Below are 19,469 nucleotides of genomic sequence, written 5' to 3'. Positions count from 1 at the left end.
TGGACTAAAACACGAAGCGTATAATACTGTAAAAATTGGAGTTGAAAATAAATATAAGTACAATGGAAAGGAGCTTCAAGACGAGCTGGGGCTTAACATGTACGATTATGGAGCAAGAAATTATGACCCTGCACTTGGTAGGTGGATGAATATTGACCCTTTGGCGGAGAAAATGAGAAGGTGGTCTCCTTATAATTATACATTTAATAATCCTTTGAGATTCATTGACCCAGATGGAATGGGACCAAATGATATTATAATTTGGGGTTCAGCTGAATATAAACAAACGGCACTAAATGATTTACAAAAACTTACTAATGATAAATTAACTATTTCAGAAGATGGTAAAGTAACTATCGAACAAAAAGGAGGCAGTAATTCAGATAAAACCCTCTCTGTTGGAACAGATTTAATATCTAGTTTGATAGAGTCACCAAAAACTACCACAATTGAGCAGTCTTGGGGAGATAATGGCACTAAGGCAGACAGCGGTTTTGATAGTGTCTATAATAAAGATGGGTCTCCAGGGCCTGGAACAGATTCAACTATAAAATATAATGCAAACGGGAAAGGTGAAAGTATTGTTAATGCAGATGGGACAAAAGGTAGACCAGCATTTATTGGACTTGGGCATGAATTAGCTCATGCTAAAGAAAATGCTACAGGAACCCGAAGCGTAAAAGTGGATGCTACAAAAATTGACCCCGATGATGGAACAAAAGGACAATTGACCGAAAGTGAAATAAAAGTTAGAGAAGTGGATTCTCAAATACGTAAGGAGCAGGGAGTCGTTGAAAGAAAACAACCATATAATTAAAAAAAAAATGAAACATGTTTTTTATTGCTTTATGATAATAGTATTATCATCATGTGGACGCTATATAAAAAATAGTGATAATAGAACAGAGAAATTTTTTGTGAGTTGGAATATAGCTACTGCTAATTCAATTCAATTGCAAGAAAATTTTACAAATGATGACTATCAAAAATCATTATATCAAAATAGATTACAAGCTTTTAAAGCATATATTGATATAGTTAATTTAAATGAATTGAATACGAAATCTATACGTTATAAGTTAATTAATCAATACCTCAATGATTGGAATAATAAATTTTATATTGTTGAAGCTAATGAATCGGGAGAAGTATCAACTAAAATATCTTATGTAATACTTCAAAATAGTAGAGATTCATCAAAAGTCCTTAAATATATTTACAAAAATGGAAAATGGGAAAAAGTTGAACAATATGAATTATCACCAGCTTTTAAATTCCATAGAGAAAATTTTATCACTGAATATGGGGTAGGTAAAAATGAAAATGATATTACAGTTACTTTTATAGAAGATAACAATATTATAAGTTCTGATTTCTTTCTTAATTTTACGATGAAACAAATTGATATTTTTAATAAGTAAAACAAATTAATTTTGGTAATGTATCAGATGTGTTGGTAGTCAATTATTGCATAGAGTATTTACAGATTATCAATGATTTATATTAATATTGCATAAAAATTAAAACAGCTTTTGAGTTTGTTCAAAATCAAAACAGCCACTTCATTACGGAGTGGCTTTTGCTTTGTTAGTGGTATCAAATTGCTAATGCATCATATGTGTTGATAAAAAAGAAATTATTAAATTCCATTTAAAACAAATAAGCGTTAATCCTGCTCCGCAGGATCGACGCTTATTTCTTTTATAAGTTCTAATTAAAACCTAGAATTAATGTTTTTTTAAACGGCTTAAATTACTGAGGATAATACTTACTATAAGTACTTGTATCTCCTGTACTATTTAATACCAATACCAACTCTGTATCTGAGATAGATTTTATTGTGTAGATAAGCGGAACATAAGGCCGATATACTTTCTTTGTAATTGTTAAAGTATTTTTATCTATTTCCCATGTACCCGAAGTAATAGAACTCCCCGCTCTACGAAGTGTGCACGCTGGGCGAATGTCTCTGACTTCGCCCCCTCAAAGAGCATCGTCAAAGAATAGAAATCAAGAAACCCCGCAGTCAGCAAGATTTTTTTGTGATTCAAGGAACGGCGTTTTTTCAGCCGGAATGCCCACCTATATCTTCAACTGGAAAAAAAGGTGTTCCGGGCATTTTGGCGGAAAAAATGCTTAGCTAGGTGGCGGTTAAACAAATAAAAAATAAACCGCTCCGGAGATGTAGTTTCGCAGGCAAATTTAGAGTGGATGGATTACATGATTTTATTACTATAACTGATACCAGCTGGCCAAAGTAAAAATAAAAAAGGAAATAATTACTTTGGCTTTACTACTCAAATCCCACAGACAAACACAGCAGGACAATACCGTTATGACCTCTGTCCAGGCTTTTCTAAAACCTTTTGATGCTCCTGTAATTAAAATTGTATTTAAATAATTTAAATTCCTCATTTTAAATTTAAAAAAAACTAGATATTTTGTATAAATAAAAAGTTCTAAATAAAAATTAAGATTTTTTTTGATTTTTTAAACGAAATAAAGATTTGAAAATCTATCATCAATTACGATTTGCATTATTAGCCTGTCTGATTCCTTTTGGGTCAGTTAAATTAAAACGATACACAAAACTAAGTCTGTAACGGGCAGCGTTGGGCATGCTGTTTTGTGTAAAATAATAATTTGTTCCAATTGTGGTGCTTTTGTTTTGGCGTAAATCAAAAGCATTGGATACATCAAAAACAATCGTCGCTTTATCTTTTAATAACATTTTACTTAAACCAAAATCAAGTGACTGCAGAACATCGCTTTTTGTCTGAGCATTTTGCTGTGCGCCCCGAAAATTATAACGTCCCTGAAAACTGAATTTTGAAGGTAATTTAATCTGCGTGCTTAAACGTCCGGTAAACGTTTTCCCTTCGTAATCCAGATTTTCTTCCTGATAACTTCCTTTTTGAGTAAAATGGTAAAAATTCATTTCCAGATTTAACTGAACCCATTTTAGCGGACTGTACAATGTAGAAAGCTCAATTCCTGTGCGTATTTCATGCTGAATATTGATAGGTGTTGTAAAAAATATTTCATTTTCACGATAGGTATAATCCTGAATATAACCGCTTTCCCATTGGTAATAAACGGAAGGATTAAGTGTAAACTTTTTCCATGATTTAAGAAATGCCAGCTCATAAACATTAGAATAAGATGGATTAAGGTTTGGATTACCAATATATTGCGCGTTTAAATCTGTTAGTTCGTTAAAAGGATATAAAGCATATAACGGCGGACGGTTAATGCGCTTGCTGTAATTTAACTGCAAAGCAGCGTCATTAAACTTATAACTTAAATTAACCGTAGGAAATAATCTATTATACTTTTTATCATCGCTGTATGTGTTTTTAACATCTGAAATAGAAATTTTGGTAAACTCCGTGCGTACGCCCAGCATATAATTAAATCGTCCGGCTTTGTTACTGTATTGAGCATAAGCACCCGTTATGGTTTCGCTATAATCCATATCATTATCAATACCCTGATAAACGTTCCAATTTTCTTCTTGCTGTTGTTGGGCTAAAAACTGGCTGGACACTTTACGAATTTCTGTTTTTACGCCAATTTCAAATACAGAAACACTATCAACAGGCTGAATAAAATCACTTTGAAGAAGTAAATCTTTACTATTACCAACAGAATTGGTTCGGATACCCGGATAATTTATGGTCTCTGGATACAAACGCTGTGTCGAAAGATTCCAGTTTTTATCACTATTCCACCAATCGTACTGCAAATTAATCGTCCATTTTTTTGACGGGCGTTTAAAAGTTTGAGTATAATTAAATTCTAATTGATTATAATCTCTTTTTTCTAATGATTTTCCTTCTCTTGTTACAGTACTGTCCTGCATAGCATTGTCTTTCGCATAATTGTAAAACAAGCGGGTTTTATCGTCGTCTGTTGTCGCATTTTTTAAAAACGCAGCCGTAACAGTACGATGTTCATCAATATAATAATCAGCGCCCAAATACATGAGTTTACCATCGTCATGACGATCTTCGTTTTGAACCCGATCCAAATAGTAAGGTGTCCCATTATCTGTAGTAGTCTGATTAGTCGTGTATAAACCAACATAATCCGAAGATCGAATACTAAAATTTGAAAAAATATTGATTTTATCTGATTTGAAATTGATACTTGGATTAAGACGGCTGTCATTTGGCGAGCCGGCAACCAATCGCACCTGACCGCTAAAACCGCTTTTTTTGTTTTTCTTTAAAATGATATTGATTATTCCTGCTGATCCTGAAGCATCATATCTGGATGACGGATTGGTAATAACCTCGATACGTTCAATTTGATCAGCCGCAATTTGATCAAGAGCATTGCTTTGCGTTAAACCAGACTGGCGTCCGTTAATTAAAACCAGTACGCTGCTGTTACCTCGAAGACTTATGCCTCCCGTTGGACTTACTGATACCGAAGGAACTCCATTTAAAACATCATGTGCAGAACCATTCTGCGAAAGCACATCTTTACCAACTTCAAATACTTTTTTATCAAGTTTTAGACTTACATTCGATTTTTGTCCGCTGATTTCTACTGCGTTTAATTCTACAGCATCCAGCTGTAAATTAATAGTTCCCAATTCTGCTTTTTGGTCTTTATGAGTAATTTCAATTGTTGTAGAATAATTTTGATATCCTACATAATTAAACAGAACCGTCATTCTGCCCATTTGAATTCCTTCTAATCGAAATAAACCCTCATCGTTGGTAACACCCACGGCGATTGTTTTAGAGCTTTTATCGTGTATAGATATCGTAACATAAGGCAGTACTTGTTTTGTGCTGTTGTCCAGAACTTTTCCAGAAATAACAGCTTGCTGTGCTTTAGCAAAAAAGGAAAAAAAGAAAAGTAAAACACTGATTATTAATATTTTCATGTTGATTAGTTTTATACAGCAAGATTAATTCATAAAATAAAACACTGCTCTTTAAAACATTCAAACGGCTCTATAGTCTTGCAAAATGCATTTCTTGATTCGATATTTATTTTATCTTTATCTTATGTATCGATCTCTATTTTTAACAGCTTTTGTTTTACTATTGTTTACGTCATGTAAACAATATACCGAGTATGTAAAATCTGATGTAACTTATTACACAGATGATGATAAGCCTTATGATTATTTAAGCCCTTCACCCGATTCTGTTTTTAAGGTTGATGTTGTAGTCGATCTTTTTAAACGCGAAAATCCTTCAGCCCCGCTTGGATTACAGGTTAATGCTTTTGGCGCTTTTGATGTGTACTGGGATGGCGTTTTTGTGGGAAGCAACGGAAAAATGGCAAAATCCGGTCAAGCCGAATTACCAGGCACAGAATTAACATATTACCAAATACCCGAAAAACTAGCCTATAAGGGCAAACATATTGTTACTATAACCGGAACACAAACCCAGCTTAGAGAAACGCTGCGAGGAATCGACATAAAACTTGAAAGTTATTTAAGACTGCATCGAGCACCGCTTATTGTAATGTCTTTTATGAATCTTATGGCGGGTGCTTTTCTTATTGCATCTATTTATTATTTCTTTCTATACATTAACAGTACTCGTAAAGAAGCGACAGTTTTAGTTTTTGGCATAATATGTCTGCTTTTTTTCTTTCTGCTTATTATCGAATATGTAAAATTTTATATAGACATTCCATATACCCAATTCTACACACGATTGCAAATCGTGGGCTTACTCACTTTTATAATTTCAATATTAGTCCCATGGTATTTTATGCTGCAGTTTGGCTTTAAAAGAAAACGACTGTTTCTGTTTCTTTTGTTTGCCAGCCTTATAATAATCTACATTAGCTATTACGGCCATTACGACAGAACAGCTATATATTTTAGTTATGCTATGTGCTTTATCTCGATTATTATTGCTGTCGACGCTGCATTTAGAAAAATTAAAGGCGGTTTAATTGTCGTTTTCGGTTTATTGGCCAGCATCGTGGTAAATAAATATATGTTTTATGATTTTGGATTGTTTATCGCTTTCACAATTATTGTATTATCAATGCTTTATCTGCATACAATTAGAGCCAAAGCTTTAGAAGAAGCTCATAATGCATCAATACTCCTTTCATCCCGATTACAATTAGAACTTATTAAGAAAAATATTCAGCCGCATTTTCTTCGTAATACGCTGACTTCACTTATTGACTGGATCGAAGAATCACCTCAGCAGGGCGTTGTGTTTATTCGTGCGCTGGCAGACGAGTTTGATATTATGAATTCAATTTCAGAAGAAACTTTAATTCCTATTAGACAGGAAATTGAATTGTGCCGAAAACATTTAGAAATAATGTCTTTTAGAAAAGAAGTATGCTACAATTGGGAAGAAAACAATATTGATGAAAGTGAAGAAATTCCGCCGGCAATTATTCATACTATTATCGAAAACGGAATTACGCACAGTTTACCGCCAAAAGAAGGCTGTATTACTTTTACTTTGAGTTTTTCCAAAGAAAAAAACTATAAACAATATTCGCTGCTGACCATAGCAAAAAACAGAAACAGAAAAAACAAAAACAGTATAGGAACCGGTTTTAAATACATCAAAGCCAGATTAAACGAAAGTTACGGAAACAACTGGCATTTTGAATCTTTTGCTGTAGAAGAAGGATGGCGCACTGAAATTAAAATTTTTGACAAAAAATGAAAATTCTAATTATTGAAGACGAGGCTCGAATTGCAAAACGAATCGAAAGAATGACCAGGGATTTTTTTGATAAAGATGTTCAGATTTTGCTTTCTGATTCGGTTGAAAATGGATTAATTACTATCGATAGTCATGCAATAGATTTATTATTGCTGGATTTAAACTTAAACGGAGAAAACGGATTTGATGTCTTGCAAAATGTTGTTGCAAGGTCTTTTCAAACCATTATTATTTCTGCCTATACAGATAAAGCTATTACGGCATTTAATTACGGGGTTTTAGATTTTGTACCCAAACCATTTGACGAAAACAGACTTGCACAAGCTTTTTCCAGATACACAACGCCAGAAAGAAAAGACAATCAGGATATTCAGTTTCTGGCTGTAAAAAAAGCCAAAACCATTAAACTCATCCCTATTAAAGAGATTCGATATATAAAAGGCGCCGGAATTTATACGGAACTGCATCTAACTGACGGACGCATAGAACTGCATGATAAATCGCTGGAATCGCTGGAAAAACTTCTTCCTGCTGCATTCGAGCGAATTCATAAATCGTATATTCTTTGCTGGCTTGAGGCAGAAAAATTAGTAGTAGAACCGGGCGGTAAATATCATATGCTTTTAAAAAATGGAGAAATACTTCCTGTAGGCCGTTCTAAGTATAAAGAAATCAAGCAAAAACTGATTTAAAAAACAGATAAATTCAGAAATGAAAATTTAGCAATCCAATCTCGAAATTATATAAAATTGCCAGAAACAAAAAGTCATATTTTTAATTTATTCTAATTGAGAAAATTAAATCCATTGTAGTCTATTAATTAAAAACTTATATAAATATGATTTCTGATAATTACTATTATACTTCTGAGGAATATTCAGGAGATATTACCGCTTATGAAGAACAACTGCTTTTGAATTATGACGATTATCTTCAGGGAAATTTATCCAGCTCATTTGCAAGCAATCATTACAATCTTGAATTAGACGATCTTGAAGATGAATTTCTTGATGACGATATGGATTCTGAATATGATGAAAATGACTGGGAAGAGGAAGAAGATGATGAAGCAGAAAATTATGAAGAAGACGACTCTCCAAATGAAACTTTTCAAATGAAAAGCTGAAATTGGATGCACAAATACTGGTAAAGCCGATGAGAAATTCATCGGCTTTTACTTTTTGGAAGATTTGTTTTTTTATTATCCTTTATGATAAGGACATCCTGAACCTGCAGTTGAAGATGCCGGTTTGTGTGAAGTCGGAAATTGTTCTTCAATCAGATTTTGTTGTTCTGGTGATACATCTTCTATTTTTCGAAGTGTATTTACCTGAATGTGAGGCCAGCTTGTTGTACCGCCGTCATCTCCAAAATCAAATTCAAAAAATATAATCTGTTCGTATTGCAGCTGCAAAATTTCTTTTCCTTCTTCAATAACGGTTTCAATCCACATTCTCATATTCATTTCAACTGTCGTAACAAAACGGTTTACAAACGGAACATTTAATATACCGCCTTGTGCTCCAGTTTTATTTTTAGATGACATTTGAATAAAAACGTGATTCTTAACAATTTCTCCTTTTAAAGAATCACGAAGCCTTAAATCAGGTCTCAAAGAATAGGGATATAACGGATGCGCCAAAATTCGCTGTGTATAAATTCTGTTTTCCTGAGGATCATTATTTTTGTCTAATGTTTCGAAAACCCATTTAGGCGGCGCCTCATCAAGATTTATAGGTTTTGTTTCGCTTGCTCCTGCTCCGCCCATAGTTCTTGAAATCGAAAGATGGTCATATTTCCAGGCTGCATCGCCATATGGAAATACTGGTGCGTCTTTAACTAAATAACCTGATTCACCAGAACTTAAATCTCCTAATAAAGTTATGGTACTCCCATGCGGAATTACACCGCTTCTTGAAATCGAATAATCCGGTATGAAATAAGGCCCAGTTTGTCCGGCTCCGGGTTTAAGTTCTTTAGATGGCAAAATGGCTAAATATGGTCTTCCGTTTAAATTTTCAAGAGTTACATATTCTTCTTTCCCTAAATCATTTACAATCAAAAACAGTGTTTCATCTTCATAACCGCTTTTGTATAAATTTTTATTGGGATTCGTTGGCGATACAGCATGAATTCCGCGGTCTTCTTTAATCGTTTTTTCGGTAGCGGCGTAATTAAATATATCACTAAGCCACAAATACATACCATTTTCTTCGTGAATTGGCGTGTATTTTAATTCCGAAGAATCTTTTACAGCATTTACACTTTTAATGCTTTGTTCGTATTTTACAGCACCGCAAAATTGTTCGTTTGCACCGCCGCGGTTTCGTACTCCACCCGGCACTAAATCAAATGTTAGTTTTTCGATGTATTCTTCACATTCAAAACTGTATTTACCGGGAATTGTTCCGGCATTTGTGCCCGGCGAAGGCATAATAGTAGTATGAATACCACTTCCTACTAACCTTTTATCATTTTGTCCGTTATGATTGTAGCTTACCCAAGTGCCTTGCAAAGCTCTTAAAATACCATAATCTACATTGTCTACAATTTTCTGTAGATTTTCTTCATGAAAAGGTCTGATAGGATCTTCAATCTGAACTTTTGAATAATCGTTCATCAAACTTTCTAATATGCCTTTATTCTCCTGAAGGGATTTAAAAGATATTTCATTTTGATCTGTAATACTATTTTCTGCTAAATGAGGTAAACTTAACTCATCAGCAAGGTTTTTGCGTCTTAACATAGTTTTGTTTGTTTTTGATTTTTTCTTGTTTATTCTGAGGATTTTACCATCCTAAATAATAGTTTTCAGGCAGCCAAAACGGACGATCTAATCCATAATAGTCCTGCAGCATTTTTTCTGCTTCACAAAATGCACCTTCTACCCAGCCCTGTTGATCAGAATAGGCTTCTCCGCAAATATGAATTTGTTCGTCTTTCTTTGGTTTTCTCATATATTTCATGACGTCTCCAACAGAATAACCTGCTTTCCACGCATGATATCCTGCTCCAAAAGGCTCATCTGTCCAGTCTTTAAAATACGTTACATAGGGTTCCGGAATGGTTACGTCTTTACCGTGCAGTTCGCGAAGCTGATTCATTAATTCACCAACCATTAATTTTGTGGCCTGAACATCATTTAATTCATGAAGTTCTTTTAGCGATGCTGATTTTGCTGCTTTTACTTCAAAAAGTATTTTATCATCAGAAAGGGCTTTCCAGAATGTTTCTGTTTCCATATCGCCGTAACTTCCTAACAGCATTGAGTTTTTTGTTTTTTTATCTGTTCCAAAGTAGTAACATTGTCTCATTGGCAGATCAGTAATCGAATGTCCGGCTTCAATTCCTAATTCTTTCCACCAAGGATATGTAAAGCCCATTAATATTTTAAAAGCCGGTTCCATAATTACTGAACGAATATTTTGATTTAAAACCGAGTTTTCGTTAACATCAAAAAAGAAATTGTTTTGATCTAAAAGTTCTAAAGATTTTCTCGGCATAGCCAAAACAATAGAATTTGCATACACATGCCATTTACTGTTGGTTTTTAGATTTAAAAAAGTCAACTGATATTTATGTGTTTTTACAGAATGTTCTTTAGAAAAAGTAATCAATTTATTTTCAGACCAAATACAGGCGCCTTCGTGTTCCATATACGAATTGGCAACTGCATACGCAATACTGTCGTAGCCTTCTTCGATCGTTTTATAAATGGTTCCTGCCGAAAAATCGCCCACCATATAAGGGAAAGCTTCGGCTGAATTCCAATTAATCGTATTAGAATAATAACCTCCGGCGTTCGCTAAAAATTCATAACCTTCCTGCGAAACCTGATCTTTAATTAAATTCCAGAATCCTAAATCGTTTACTTTTCTTTTATCATAAGGCGATTTTGGAAAATTATAAACCAGTCTTGGTTTAATTTGATCCCAGTCTTCGCTGGTTAACTCAAAAGTATAATCGTAAATGTTTTTTCCTTTTTTAATTTTCTTTTTATACGTTTTAGCAACCCATGGATCTGCCATTAAAACATCATAAATAATTTTATTAAAAAGCTGATCTGAACTAAAACCCAAATCATTTTCGTTTAGGTAATATCGTGTTCCCAGCTTTTCATCTTTTTTTTGAGCGGCATTCCATGCATTTTGTTTAAAACGTTCTTTTCTAAGATACATTAATAATTTTGACGACGGACCACCGCCTGGTTCATCACCCATTGGAAAAGGAACCGGAGTCATTTTATCTCTTAAAACAGGAATACGTTTTTTAGGATTTTTTGGAGATTCATATCCTTCAATTAATGTGGTCACGATTTGCTGTGAAGTCAAGTAGCGCATTCCTCCTAATTCGCCCCAAAAATCCATTCCGGGCATAATTACAGATTCCAGTCTTCCGCCTAATTTATTGCTCATGTCAAAAATCTGTACCTGATCTGCGGCGTATTTTTTATCAGTTACCAAACGATATGCCGTATATAATCCTGAAGTTCCGGCACCAATAATAGCTGTTTCGATTTTTAAATCAGGTTTCATTCCTGAATTTAAAGGTGTATTTTTATTCATAATGTCTTGATTTTTAAAATGCTTTAAAATATTTGTATCCTAATTGAAATGGTGTAATATCAAAATCTGTATGTCCGTCCAGAGCAAGATCTGACATAATTTTTCCTAAAAACGGAGTAAATTTTGCCGCCCATCCGGTCGCATACAAAACAATGTTTTTGTGATTAGGCACATAACTTGGTGCAAAATCAATAAGCAGTTCTTTATTGGCAATTTTACTTAAGGAAATCAGGCAGGTCGAAGTATATTCAGGTTCTGTATTTAAACCTGACATATGGTCTCTAACCCAGTCAGATGTATAACCTAATTCCTGTGCATTCGGGATCAGGGTTCTGTCGCTTGGTTCTTCAAGAGGATTTATAACAAAATCAGGCGCAACGCGTATATAATCCGGATTATCCCAATCTACAGATGGAAAGCCATAAAACTGATTGCCATTTTCGCCAATTGCATTTTGAAACACAAACCATGTTGGATATTGAATAGCAGGATCAGCTTTTTTAAAATACGCCGAAGACATATTCCAATACGTAGCTTCAATTTTAAAATCGAGCAGATTAATTACGCTGTTAATGTAAGGTCCGGGAATAATTGCCAGTTTTTTGGCAATATAGATTCCGTTTGGTGTAGTAAGTTCAAAAAGATCTCCATTTTGTTTAATATCAATTACAGGCGAATCTTCTTGTAATGTTACAGTTTCTTCTTTTCTGCACAAATTTAAAAGCGCTTCATTTGTAGCTCTAAAATTTATACTGGCTCCATCCGGCTGAAATAATCCTGTATAGGTTTCCGGCAGGTTTTTAAAATGGTATTTTTCTTCAATTTCTTTTGCCGTAAGAGTTTCATAAGGAACTCCAAGCCCTTTTAATGCTTGTTCGGCTTCAGCAATATTTCCTTCGGTAGAATGTACAGCAGGATCTCCAAACCAAAGTGTACCAACTTTATCCAGAAGCGAAGTATTGGATTCTTTTTCTAAAGCATCCCAGTATGGTTGTGCATCTAATGCCATTTGTACCATATATTCCTGTGGATAAGGAATTCTAAACTGACGCGAAACTCCGGCAGAACTTCCTAACTGGTTTACAAACGTAAATTGTTCCAGTACTAAAGTTTTTGCTTTTCGTTTACCCAAATGATAAGCGGTCGCTAAACCTATCGGGCCTCCGCCAATAACAATTACATCATAGTTTTCTGTATTCATAGTTTTTGATTTATAGTAGTTTTTGGGAATATGTTTTTAGAACAACACATATTGTTATGAGTCTAAATTATTGCAGATAGAAAACTGATTCTAAAAAAATGACACGAAGAGGAAAATATTCGTCACAAAACATCCTTTATAGAGGATGAGAATTTGAAGCAAAAAAATGCACAAACTCAAAAGTATTTGTGCATTTTGATAACAGTTTTACAGAAAAAGAAAAGAGGTTACCTCACAAATCGTGAGATAACCTCTTTTTATATTCGGTTTAAATTTTATACGAAATAAAATTTATTTTGCATCAAACCATAATTTCGTTGTAAGCAGATCTTTTCCTTGTGCGGTTATTGCTGCCTGATAACTAGTTCCGTTTAATGATTGTTCTGTTCCCGGATAAAAGAAACGAGAAGGAATTTTTCCGTCTAAAACTGTAGCCGGACCAGCTGTTAATACAGGATAATCTAATCGTCTCCATTCTGTAAAAGCATCAAGACCTTGTCCGTAGAATGCAATCCATTTTTGTGTTCCAATTGATTTGGCATAATTTGAAGCATCGTACTGAACAGATGCCTGATTAAGATAATTAGAAATCACTGCAGCATCTGTAACACCAAACTGATTAAAAGATGCTGTAATGGCACTTTTGTAAAGCTGCTCTGCGTCTCCCGAAATAAAACCACGCGCCGCTGCTTCTGCAAGATTAAAAAGTGTTTCAGAATAAGAAACAATTACAGCCGGAGATGTCGATGTTAAGAAATAAGTTCCCGGTTTTGATGTTTTAGCAAATCCCTGACTATTGGCATCACTGTTTGATAATCCGTTACCGCCGCCAACATATTTACCCACACTTGCATCTGATGGAAGCTGCGCATAAACCGGTAAACGAGGATCTGATAATTCTGTTAATTTATCGACCATTGTTTTTGAAATACGGAAATCATCACGAGTTTCAAACCACGCCGAAGCCGGATTTTGCTGAGGAGAACTAATATACGTAAACTTAAATGTATCATTATTGCTTGTAAATACTCCTGCTGCATCGCTTGTTGCATCAATCGCAGCCTGTTTTGCTAATTCAGGTTCTTTGTCTGAAATTCTTAACGCTATGCGCAGGCGTAACGAGTTTACCAGTTTTTTCCATTTTGTAATATCACCTTTGTAAACTAAATCTCCTGTTACAGCGCCATTTGTTGTACCTAATAAAGATTGCGCTTGTTTTAAATCTTCAAGTAATCCCGTATATACGTCTTTTTGAGAATCGTATGCCGGTGTTACTTTTTTTCCAGCTTCTTTGTAAGGAATATTTCCGTAAGCATCTGTCAGCAATAAAAATGTCCATGAACGCAAAGTCAATGCAATTCCTTTATAATTTGAATTTGCCTGAGCTTCCGGAAAATTTAAAATTGTATTTAAATCTGTGATTAAAGTTGCGTATCCGGTATTCCACAACGAAGTAAAAGACGTATTTGAAACATCATATCGATCTGGTTCTGTATATTGGATTTTTGCCCAGTGCTGTACGAACAACAAAGATGAGTTAAAATTATTAGCATCTCCCCAATATAAATCGGCTCCTTGTTTTAAAGAACCTGTTAACAGGTAAGGTGCCAATGGTGTTTCTGTTGCATTAGGATTTTTATTAATATCATCCAATGTGTCGCTGCAAGAAGTCAGCGTCAATGCAAAAAGAGTTATATAGGCTATTTTTTTTAGCATGATTCTGTAATTTTAGAATTTAAGATTAACATTAAGACTGTAATTTCTGGTTGTTGGCAGAGATAAACTCTCTAAACCTTGTGCATTTCCAGTATTGAAAGCTGTTTCAGGATCAATATTTGGCGCATCTTTGTAAATAAAGAACAGGTTACGACCCACGGCAGTAATACTTGCTCCTTCTAATCCCAGTTTCTTAACAAATGATTTATTTAAATTGTAAGCCAGTTTTATTTCTCTCATTTTTACAAAAGTAGAGCTGTAGATATAAGCTTCGCTAATGTTGTATGATGCTTTATAATATTCCTGCGCGCTGATTACCTGAGTATTTGGATTTCCATTATCGTATACACCATTAAAAATCATACCGTCATCGTATACAGCAACTCCTGCCGGCGCAGATCCGTTTACCAAAGTTTTAGTTGTGCCATTTAAATAATAATTTAAACCTCCATTTTCTGCATCACGTCCGGGAAGTGTTTGAGCCAATACTCCGGTATAAGTACCAGTTCTGTTAGTTCCTGAGAAAATTTCTCCACCTACGCTGGCATCAACTAAAAATGAAAATTCAAGATTTTTGTACGTTAACGTATTGGTAACTCCAGCTAAATAATCAGGAGTATAATGTCCTAAAACTTTCTTCGTTGGGTCAGCTTTTGGCAATCCGTTTGTACCTACCACAATATTTCCATTAGCATCACGCAAATAAGCCGTACCATAAAGAGCTCCGTAAGGCTGTCCTACAGATGCTAATACATCTACACCCCCTGAAGAACCAATTGTATAGTTTTGAATCTGCTTATCATAATCAAGAATTTTTACTTCGCTTATATTTTTTGAATAATTTACACCAATATTCCATTTAAAATCCTGAGTCTGAATAGGCGTTCCATCTAACTGAACCTCAATACCACGGTTATTAATTTTACCTGCATTGATTAATTGTGTATTATAACCGCTTGATGTTGTTGTTTTAATCTCTAAAATCTGGTCAAAACTATTTGTATTATAGTATGCTGCATCAAAACGAAGTCTGTTTTTCCAGAAAGAAGCTTCTACACCTACTTCTGTAGAACGAGTAGTTTCTGGTTTTAAGTTCTCATTAAGTTTCTTTTGCGAAGAAGTCTGAATTGGATTTCCGTCAAATGCAGTCTGAAAGTTATAAACGGTAGACAATTGATACGGATCTGCATCATTACCTACTTCAGACCATCCTCCTCTTAATTTTAAGAAATCAAGCGTATTGCTTTTTAAATTTAAAGCTTCAGATAAAATTAAACTACCGTTAACAGATGGATAAAAATAAGAACGGTTACTGCTTGGCAGTGTCGATGACCAGTCATTACGAGCTGTAAGGTTTAAATAAGCATAATTTTTATATCCAAATTGTGCCGAAGCGTATGCACTATACACTCTTAATCTCGATAATGAGTTTGATGACGTTAACGGATCTCTTGAATTCGTTAAAGTATATAAATCAGGAACGGCTAATCGAGGTGCTTTTTGATAATTGTTTGCATCGCTGTGGTTACGAATATTAAATCCGGCAAGAGCATCTACAGTAAAATCATCGTTTAATTTTTTAGTATAAGTAAAGATACCTTCTGTATTTTGTTCATTTACAGTGTAAGCATCTTCTGCATACGATCCAAAAGGAGTTCCGTTTGTGCCATACTTAATCGTATATTTTCTACGATCGTTATAATAATCAACTCCTGTACGGAATTTAAAATTAAGACCTTCTGCTAATTTTGCATCCAAATGGAAATCTCCAATTATACGGTTACGCTGCTGGCTTGTAGTATTGTAATACGCATTCCAGTACGGATTGCTGTAATAACTGTTGTTCCAGTTAACATCTCTGTTATTTCTAAGCTGATTGATATCAACCTGACGTCCGAACCAAAGAAACTGAAGCATTACACCCGCAGCACGGTTTCCTGACGGACCTCCCGGTAAAGCCGGTGCATTTGTTGTAATGTAGTTACCTGTTACTCCAACTTTTAAGTTTTTAGATATCTGGTAATTTGTATTAATTGTAAAGTTGGTTTTATTAACTTCACTATTAGGCACCGTTCCATTTTGTTTTTGATTATTGATTCCAATACGGAAATCTGATTTGTCATCTGATCTTGCTATCGAAACACTATTATCAAAAGTAAGTCCGGTATTAAAAAAGTCTTTTACATTATTAGGATGTGCTACAAAAGGTACAGCTTCTCCATTTGAATAAAATTGAGGAATAAGACGACCGTCCATTTTTGGTCCCCAGCTTTCATCAACACCGTCATTAATGCCGCCTCCTTTACCATCTACATAACTAAATCTTCCGTTTGACCCCTGACCAAACGTATTTTGAAAACTTGGCAAAGTAGCAACCTGAGAAATTGTAATACCGGTATTGAAAGTAATTCCTAATCCTTTTTGGCTTCTTCCAGATTTTGTAGTAATTAAAACAACACCATGTGCTGCACGCGAACCGTAAAGAGCAGCCGCATTTGGACCTTTTAATACGGTCAGCGTTTCAATATCCTGCGGATTTAAATCAGCAATGGCATTTTTAAAATCACGCGTCGCACCGCCCACACTTCCTAACTGTGAGTTATCTACAGGAACTCCGTCTACCACAAACAATGGCTGGTTATTTCCAGCAATGGAAGTTTCACCGCGAATAATAATACGAGACGATCCCATATCTCCCTGAGAATTCGTAATACGAACTCCGGCAAGTTTACCGCTCAAACTGTTCAAAAAGTTAGTTTCTTTTGTATCAGCAATATCTTTGTTTTTAAGCGCTTGCGTGGTATATCCTAAAGATTTCTTTTCTTTTGAAATTCCAAGTGCCGTAACAACAACTTCTGATAATTGATTTTGTTCTTCGGTAAGTTCAATAACAACAGGGTTTTCATTTACAATAATTTCTCTCTTTTTATACCCCAAAAAACTAACTATTAAGGTATAAGGAAATTTTTGCCCGGTTTGAAAAAAGAACTTTCCATCAAAATCTGTATTAACACCGTGTGTTGTGCCTTTAATATTTATTGAAGCACCAATAACAGGCTCTTTTGTAACAGCGTCTATAACTGTTCCTTCGAGTTTAGATTGAATCAGCGGTTTAGTCTCTTGAGCTTTTATCCCTATGGAGATCAACAAAATACATAACCATGTATATCTTTTTAATATTTTTTTCATTACTTTGTTTTAGTTTAATAAATAAGGTTGCTTATGGATTTACTCCATTATGCTTTCCTTTTAAGAGATGTACAATTTCTTTAAGCTTCGCCATTTCTGCTGCAACAGAAATGGTTTTCTTTTTTTATTATCTGCAACACATTCGTTTTTTCATTTTTCTTTATTTTGGATTAGTATTATTTGAATTGATTTCACAAGATTTCCTCCCTAAAACTTAAGGCTTGATATCTTAAAAATTGGTATGAATTTGAGATTGCAGAATTGTTAGCGGCAACAATTCAGAAGACAGAAATTGTAAAATGATTTCGTAATTGAAACGTATCTACAGTCTATAATCTTTTAATTATTTTTAAATTCTACTAATTTGATAGAACAAAAGTAAATTAAAAATATTATTTTGAAAATTTTAATTAAACTTTTTGCAAAAAAAATGTTAACTAAATCTCCACAACAAACACAAACAATTAAAAACCAATAAGTTATTACATACACTTAAAACTTACCAAGTGTAAGATTTTTTTTAAACAGGTACTTAATTATTTCCATTTAAAACTATTTTTAAAAAAAATGACACCTGACTCTTTAATAGAATCAGGTGTCATTTTTTAAAACATTAAAACAAAAAAAATCCAAATCCCATTTAAATTGGAATTTGGATTTTTATATAGGATTTTATTTTTTTTAGTCTAGAACAAAACTCACACTTACGTTTGCAGTAATTTCGATTTCACCAATTGCAAGTGTTTGATTTGAAGCACCAGAAGCATCCATCATTTCAGATTTCATGGCAGCATACATTGGTCTTGGCTGGTAAACCTGAGAGTTATCAGAGATCGTAAAAGCTTTACCCACTTTTTGACCTAAAACAGATACATATTCTTCTGCTTTTATTTTAGCATTTTTCATTGCTATTTTTCTCGCTTCAGACTGATATTGCGCTAATTTAGAAGATTCAAAAGAAACATTATCAATACGGTTAATTCCCTGTTGTACTAAACCTTCCATTAATTCATCGTATTTATTTAAATCTTTTAATACGATTTCAACAGTTTGAGTTGCATTGTAGCTTGTTTTCTTTTTTTCGTAATCGTATTGTGGATTAAGGGCTACTTGTTTTGTTTTGAAATCTGCTGTTGGCACATTCATTTTTTTAATGAATTTTAAAACAGCATCCATTTTTTCATCGTTTTGTTTTTTGACGTCCTTAGCATTATTCCCTTTAGTTTCAACTGTAGCTGAAATACAAACCTGATCAGGGGCTACTTTTACTTTTCCTTCTCCATTAACATTAATTAGAGGTATTTGTTTGATTTCCTGCCCGTAAGACAAAGTCATAAACATGATTGTTAAAAATAATACTAGTTTTTTCATTTTTGTGATATTTTAAGTTATTTGATAAAGGCATTTCAAAAGTTATGCCAGCATTATATTTTTCCTGATTTTGCTAAGACAAAAAGTATCAAAATTGGAATTGCCAGTAGAATTACCATCAAGGTATGATCTGCAAATAAATAGGGCTGTTTGATCAAAGTAATTAAGTATCCGCCAATTGCGCCGCCAAAATGTGCCGTGTGACCAATATTATCATTTTTAGCACGCATTCCGTAAATGGAGTACAATAAATATAAAATTCCGAAAAGATAAGCCGGAACCGGAATAACAAAAAATACGCCCAGCATCATATCCGGATGAAGCAGTATGGCAGAATATAAAACTCCGGTAACTGCTCCCGAAGCTCCAACGGCACGATAGCTGTAATCATCTTTATGAAAAAGCATCGTAAGCAGACTTCCAAAAATTAAACTTCCAAAATAAACCAGAACAAAAGAAAAGTTCCCAAGTTCATTAATAACAACGGGGGCAAAAAACCAAAGCGTAAGCATGTTAAAAGCCAAATGCATCATATCGGCATGCAGAAATCCGGACGAAAGCATCCTGATTTGTTCACCGGCGCGGATACTTCCTACATGAAATTCAAATTTTCTAAAAAAAGCATAATCATTAAAACCTTTATAGCTTATAAGTACATTGGCTACTATAATTCCAATTAAAATGGTATTCATAAATAATATTTAATGTGAAATGTAAATATAGTCAATATCGGAGATATCTTACTGCGAATCCAAAATA

At 34.1% G+C, this 19,469-nt stretch carries 15 protein-coding genes; 5 read left to right on the top strand and 10 right to left on the bottom strand.

What is annotated here, in order from left to right; translation table 11 throughout:
- Both ABD859_RS19255 and ABD859_RS19250 read left to right on the top strand, forming a co-directional pair.
- The coding region (locus ABD859_RS19255; RefSeq protein ID WP_345146267.1) for an RHS repeat-associated core domain-containing protein at positions 1-817 on the top strand (817 nt) is incomplete at its 5' end.
- 7 nt (positions 818-824) lie between these two features.
- Positions 825-1,421, top strand: a complete 597-nt coding sequence (locus ABD859_RS19250; protein ID WP_345146266.1) for a hypothetical protein — start codon at positions 825-827, stop codon at positions 1,419-1,421.
- A 331-nt stretch (positions 1,422-1,752) separates the two neighbouring features.
- Here the strand turns inward: ABD859_RS19250 and ABD859_RS24180 are convergent, their stop codons facing one another.
- From ABD859_RS24180 to ABD859_RS19240, 3 genes are all read right to left on the bottom strand, one after another.
- Positions 1,753-1,926, bottom strand: coding sequence for a hypothetical protein (locus ABD859_RS24180; protein WP_486320594.1), 174 nt, complete (start codon positions 1,924-1,926; stop codon positions 1,753-1,755).
- A 306-nt stretch (positions 1,927-2,232) separates the two neighbouring features.
- Positions 2,233-2,415 carry a hypothetical protein gene (locus tag ABD859_RS19245; protein ID WP_345146265.1) on the bottom strand — a complete coding sequence of 61 codons (183 nt, stop codon included), beginning with the start codon at positions 2,413-2,415 and terminating at the stop codon, positions 2,233-2,235.
- 106 nt (positions 2,416-2,521) lie between these two features.
- The gene (locus ABD859_RS19240; protein ID WP_345146264.1) at positions 2,522-4,897 is read right to left on the bottom strand and encodes a TonB-dependent receptor; all 2,376 of its coding nucleotides are present in this window, start codon (positions 4,895-4,897) and stop codon (positions 2,522-2,524) included.
- A gap of 124 nt (positions 4,898-5,021) precedes the next feature.
- Between ABD859_RS19240 and ABD859_RS19235 the strand changes: the two genes are divergently transcribed.
- The 3 genes from ABD859_RS19235 (at position 5,022) to ABD859_RS19225 (ending at position 7,794) form a co-directional block, all read left to right on the top strand.
- The gene (locus ABD859_RS19235) at positions 5,022-6,668 is read left to right on the top strand and encodes a histidine kinase (protein WP_345146263.1); all 1,647 of its coding nucleotides are present in this window, start codon (positions 5,022-5,024) and stop codon (positions 6,666-6,668) included.
- Positions 6,665-7,360, top strand: coding sequence for a LytR/AlgR family response regulator transcription factor (locus ABD859_RS19230; protein ID WP_345146262.1), 696 nt, complete (start codon positions 6,665-6,667; stop codon positions 7,358-7,360). Before ABD859_RS19235 ends, ABD859_RS19230 begins: the two co-directional genes overlap by 4 nt.
- 146 nt (positions 7,361-7,506) lie before the next feature.
- The gene (locus tag ABD859_RS19225) at positions 7,507-7,794 is read left to right on the top strand and encodes a hypothetical protein (protein ID WP_345146261.1); all 288 of its coding nucleotides are present in this window, start codon (positions 7,507-7,509) and stop codon (positions 7,792-7,794) included.
- A 75-nt stretch (positions 7,795-7,869) separates the two neighbouring features.
- On the opposite strand, the gene ABD859_RS19220 is transcribed toward ABD859_RS19225, so the two are convergent.
- From ABD859_RS19220 to ABD859_RS19190, 7 genes are all read right to left on the bottom strand, one after another.
- Entirely contained in the window at positions 7,870-9,414 is a 1,545-nt protein-coding gene (locus tag ABD859_RS19220) for a peroxidase, FMP-type (RefSeq protein ID WP_345146260.1), read from the bottom strand.
- Positions 9,415-9,457: 43 nt separating this feature from the next.
- Entirely contained in the window at positions 9,458-11,233 is a 1,776-nt protein-coding gene (locus ABD859_RS19215) for a flavin monoamine oxidase family protein (protein ID WP_345146259.1), read from the bottom strand.
- A gap of 13 nt (positions 11,234-11,246) precedes the next feature.
- Positions 11,247-12,434, bottom strand: a complete 1,188-nt coding sequence (locus ABD859_RS19210; protein WP_345146258.1) for an FAD-dependent oxidoreductase — start codon at positions 12,432-12,434, stop codon at positions 11,247-11,249.
- A gap of 291 nt (positions 12,435-12,725) precedes the next feature.
- The gene (locus tag ABD859_RS19205) at positions 12,726-14,150 is read right to left on the bottom strand and encodes a SusD/RagB family nutrient-binding outer membrane lipoprotein (RefSeq protein ID WP_345146257.1); all 1,425 of its coding nucleotides are present in this window, start codon (positions 14,148-14,150) and stop codon (positions 12,726-12,728) included.
- A 12-nt stretch (positions 14,151-14,162) separates the two neighbouring features.
- Complete coding sequence (locus ABD859_RS19200) at positions 14,163-17,339, bottom strand: SusC/RagA family TonB-linked outer membrane protein (protein WP_345146256.1); 3,177 nt, start codon at positions 17,337-17,339, stop codon at positions 14,163-14,165.
- A 681-nt stretch (positions 17,340-18,020) separates the two neighbouring features.
- Entirely contained in the window at positions 18,021-18,710 is a 690-nt protein-coding gene (locus tag ABD859_RS19195) for an SIMPL domain-containing protein (RefSeq protein ID WP_345146255.1), read from the bottom strand.
- A 53-nt stretch (positions 18,711-18,763) separates the two neighbouring features.
- Positions 18,764-19,402: a rhomboid family intramembrane serine protease gene (locus ABD859_RS19190; protein WP_345146254.1), complete on the bottom strand. Its 639-nt coding sequence runs from the start codon at positions 19,400-19,402 to the stop codon at positions 18,764-18,766.
- Positions 19,403-19,469 lie beyond the last annotated feature (67 nt).

Origin of the sequence: Flavobacterium ginsengiterrae (assembly GCF_039539785.1) — a bacterium.
Taxonomy (GTDB): Bacteria; Bacteroidota; Bacteroidia; order Flavobacteriales; family Flavobacteriaceae; genus Flavobacterium; species Flavobacterium ginsengiterrae.
The sequence above is the reverse complement of the archived record's forward strand: the minus strand, read 5'-3'. Positions and strand labels throughout refer to the sequence as shown.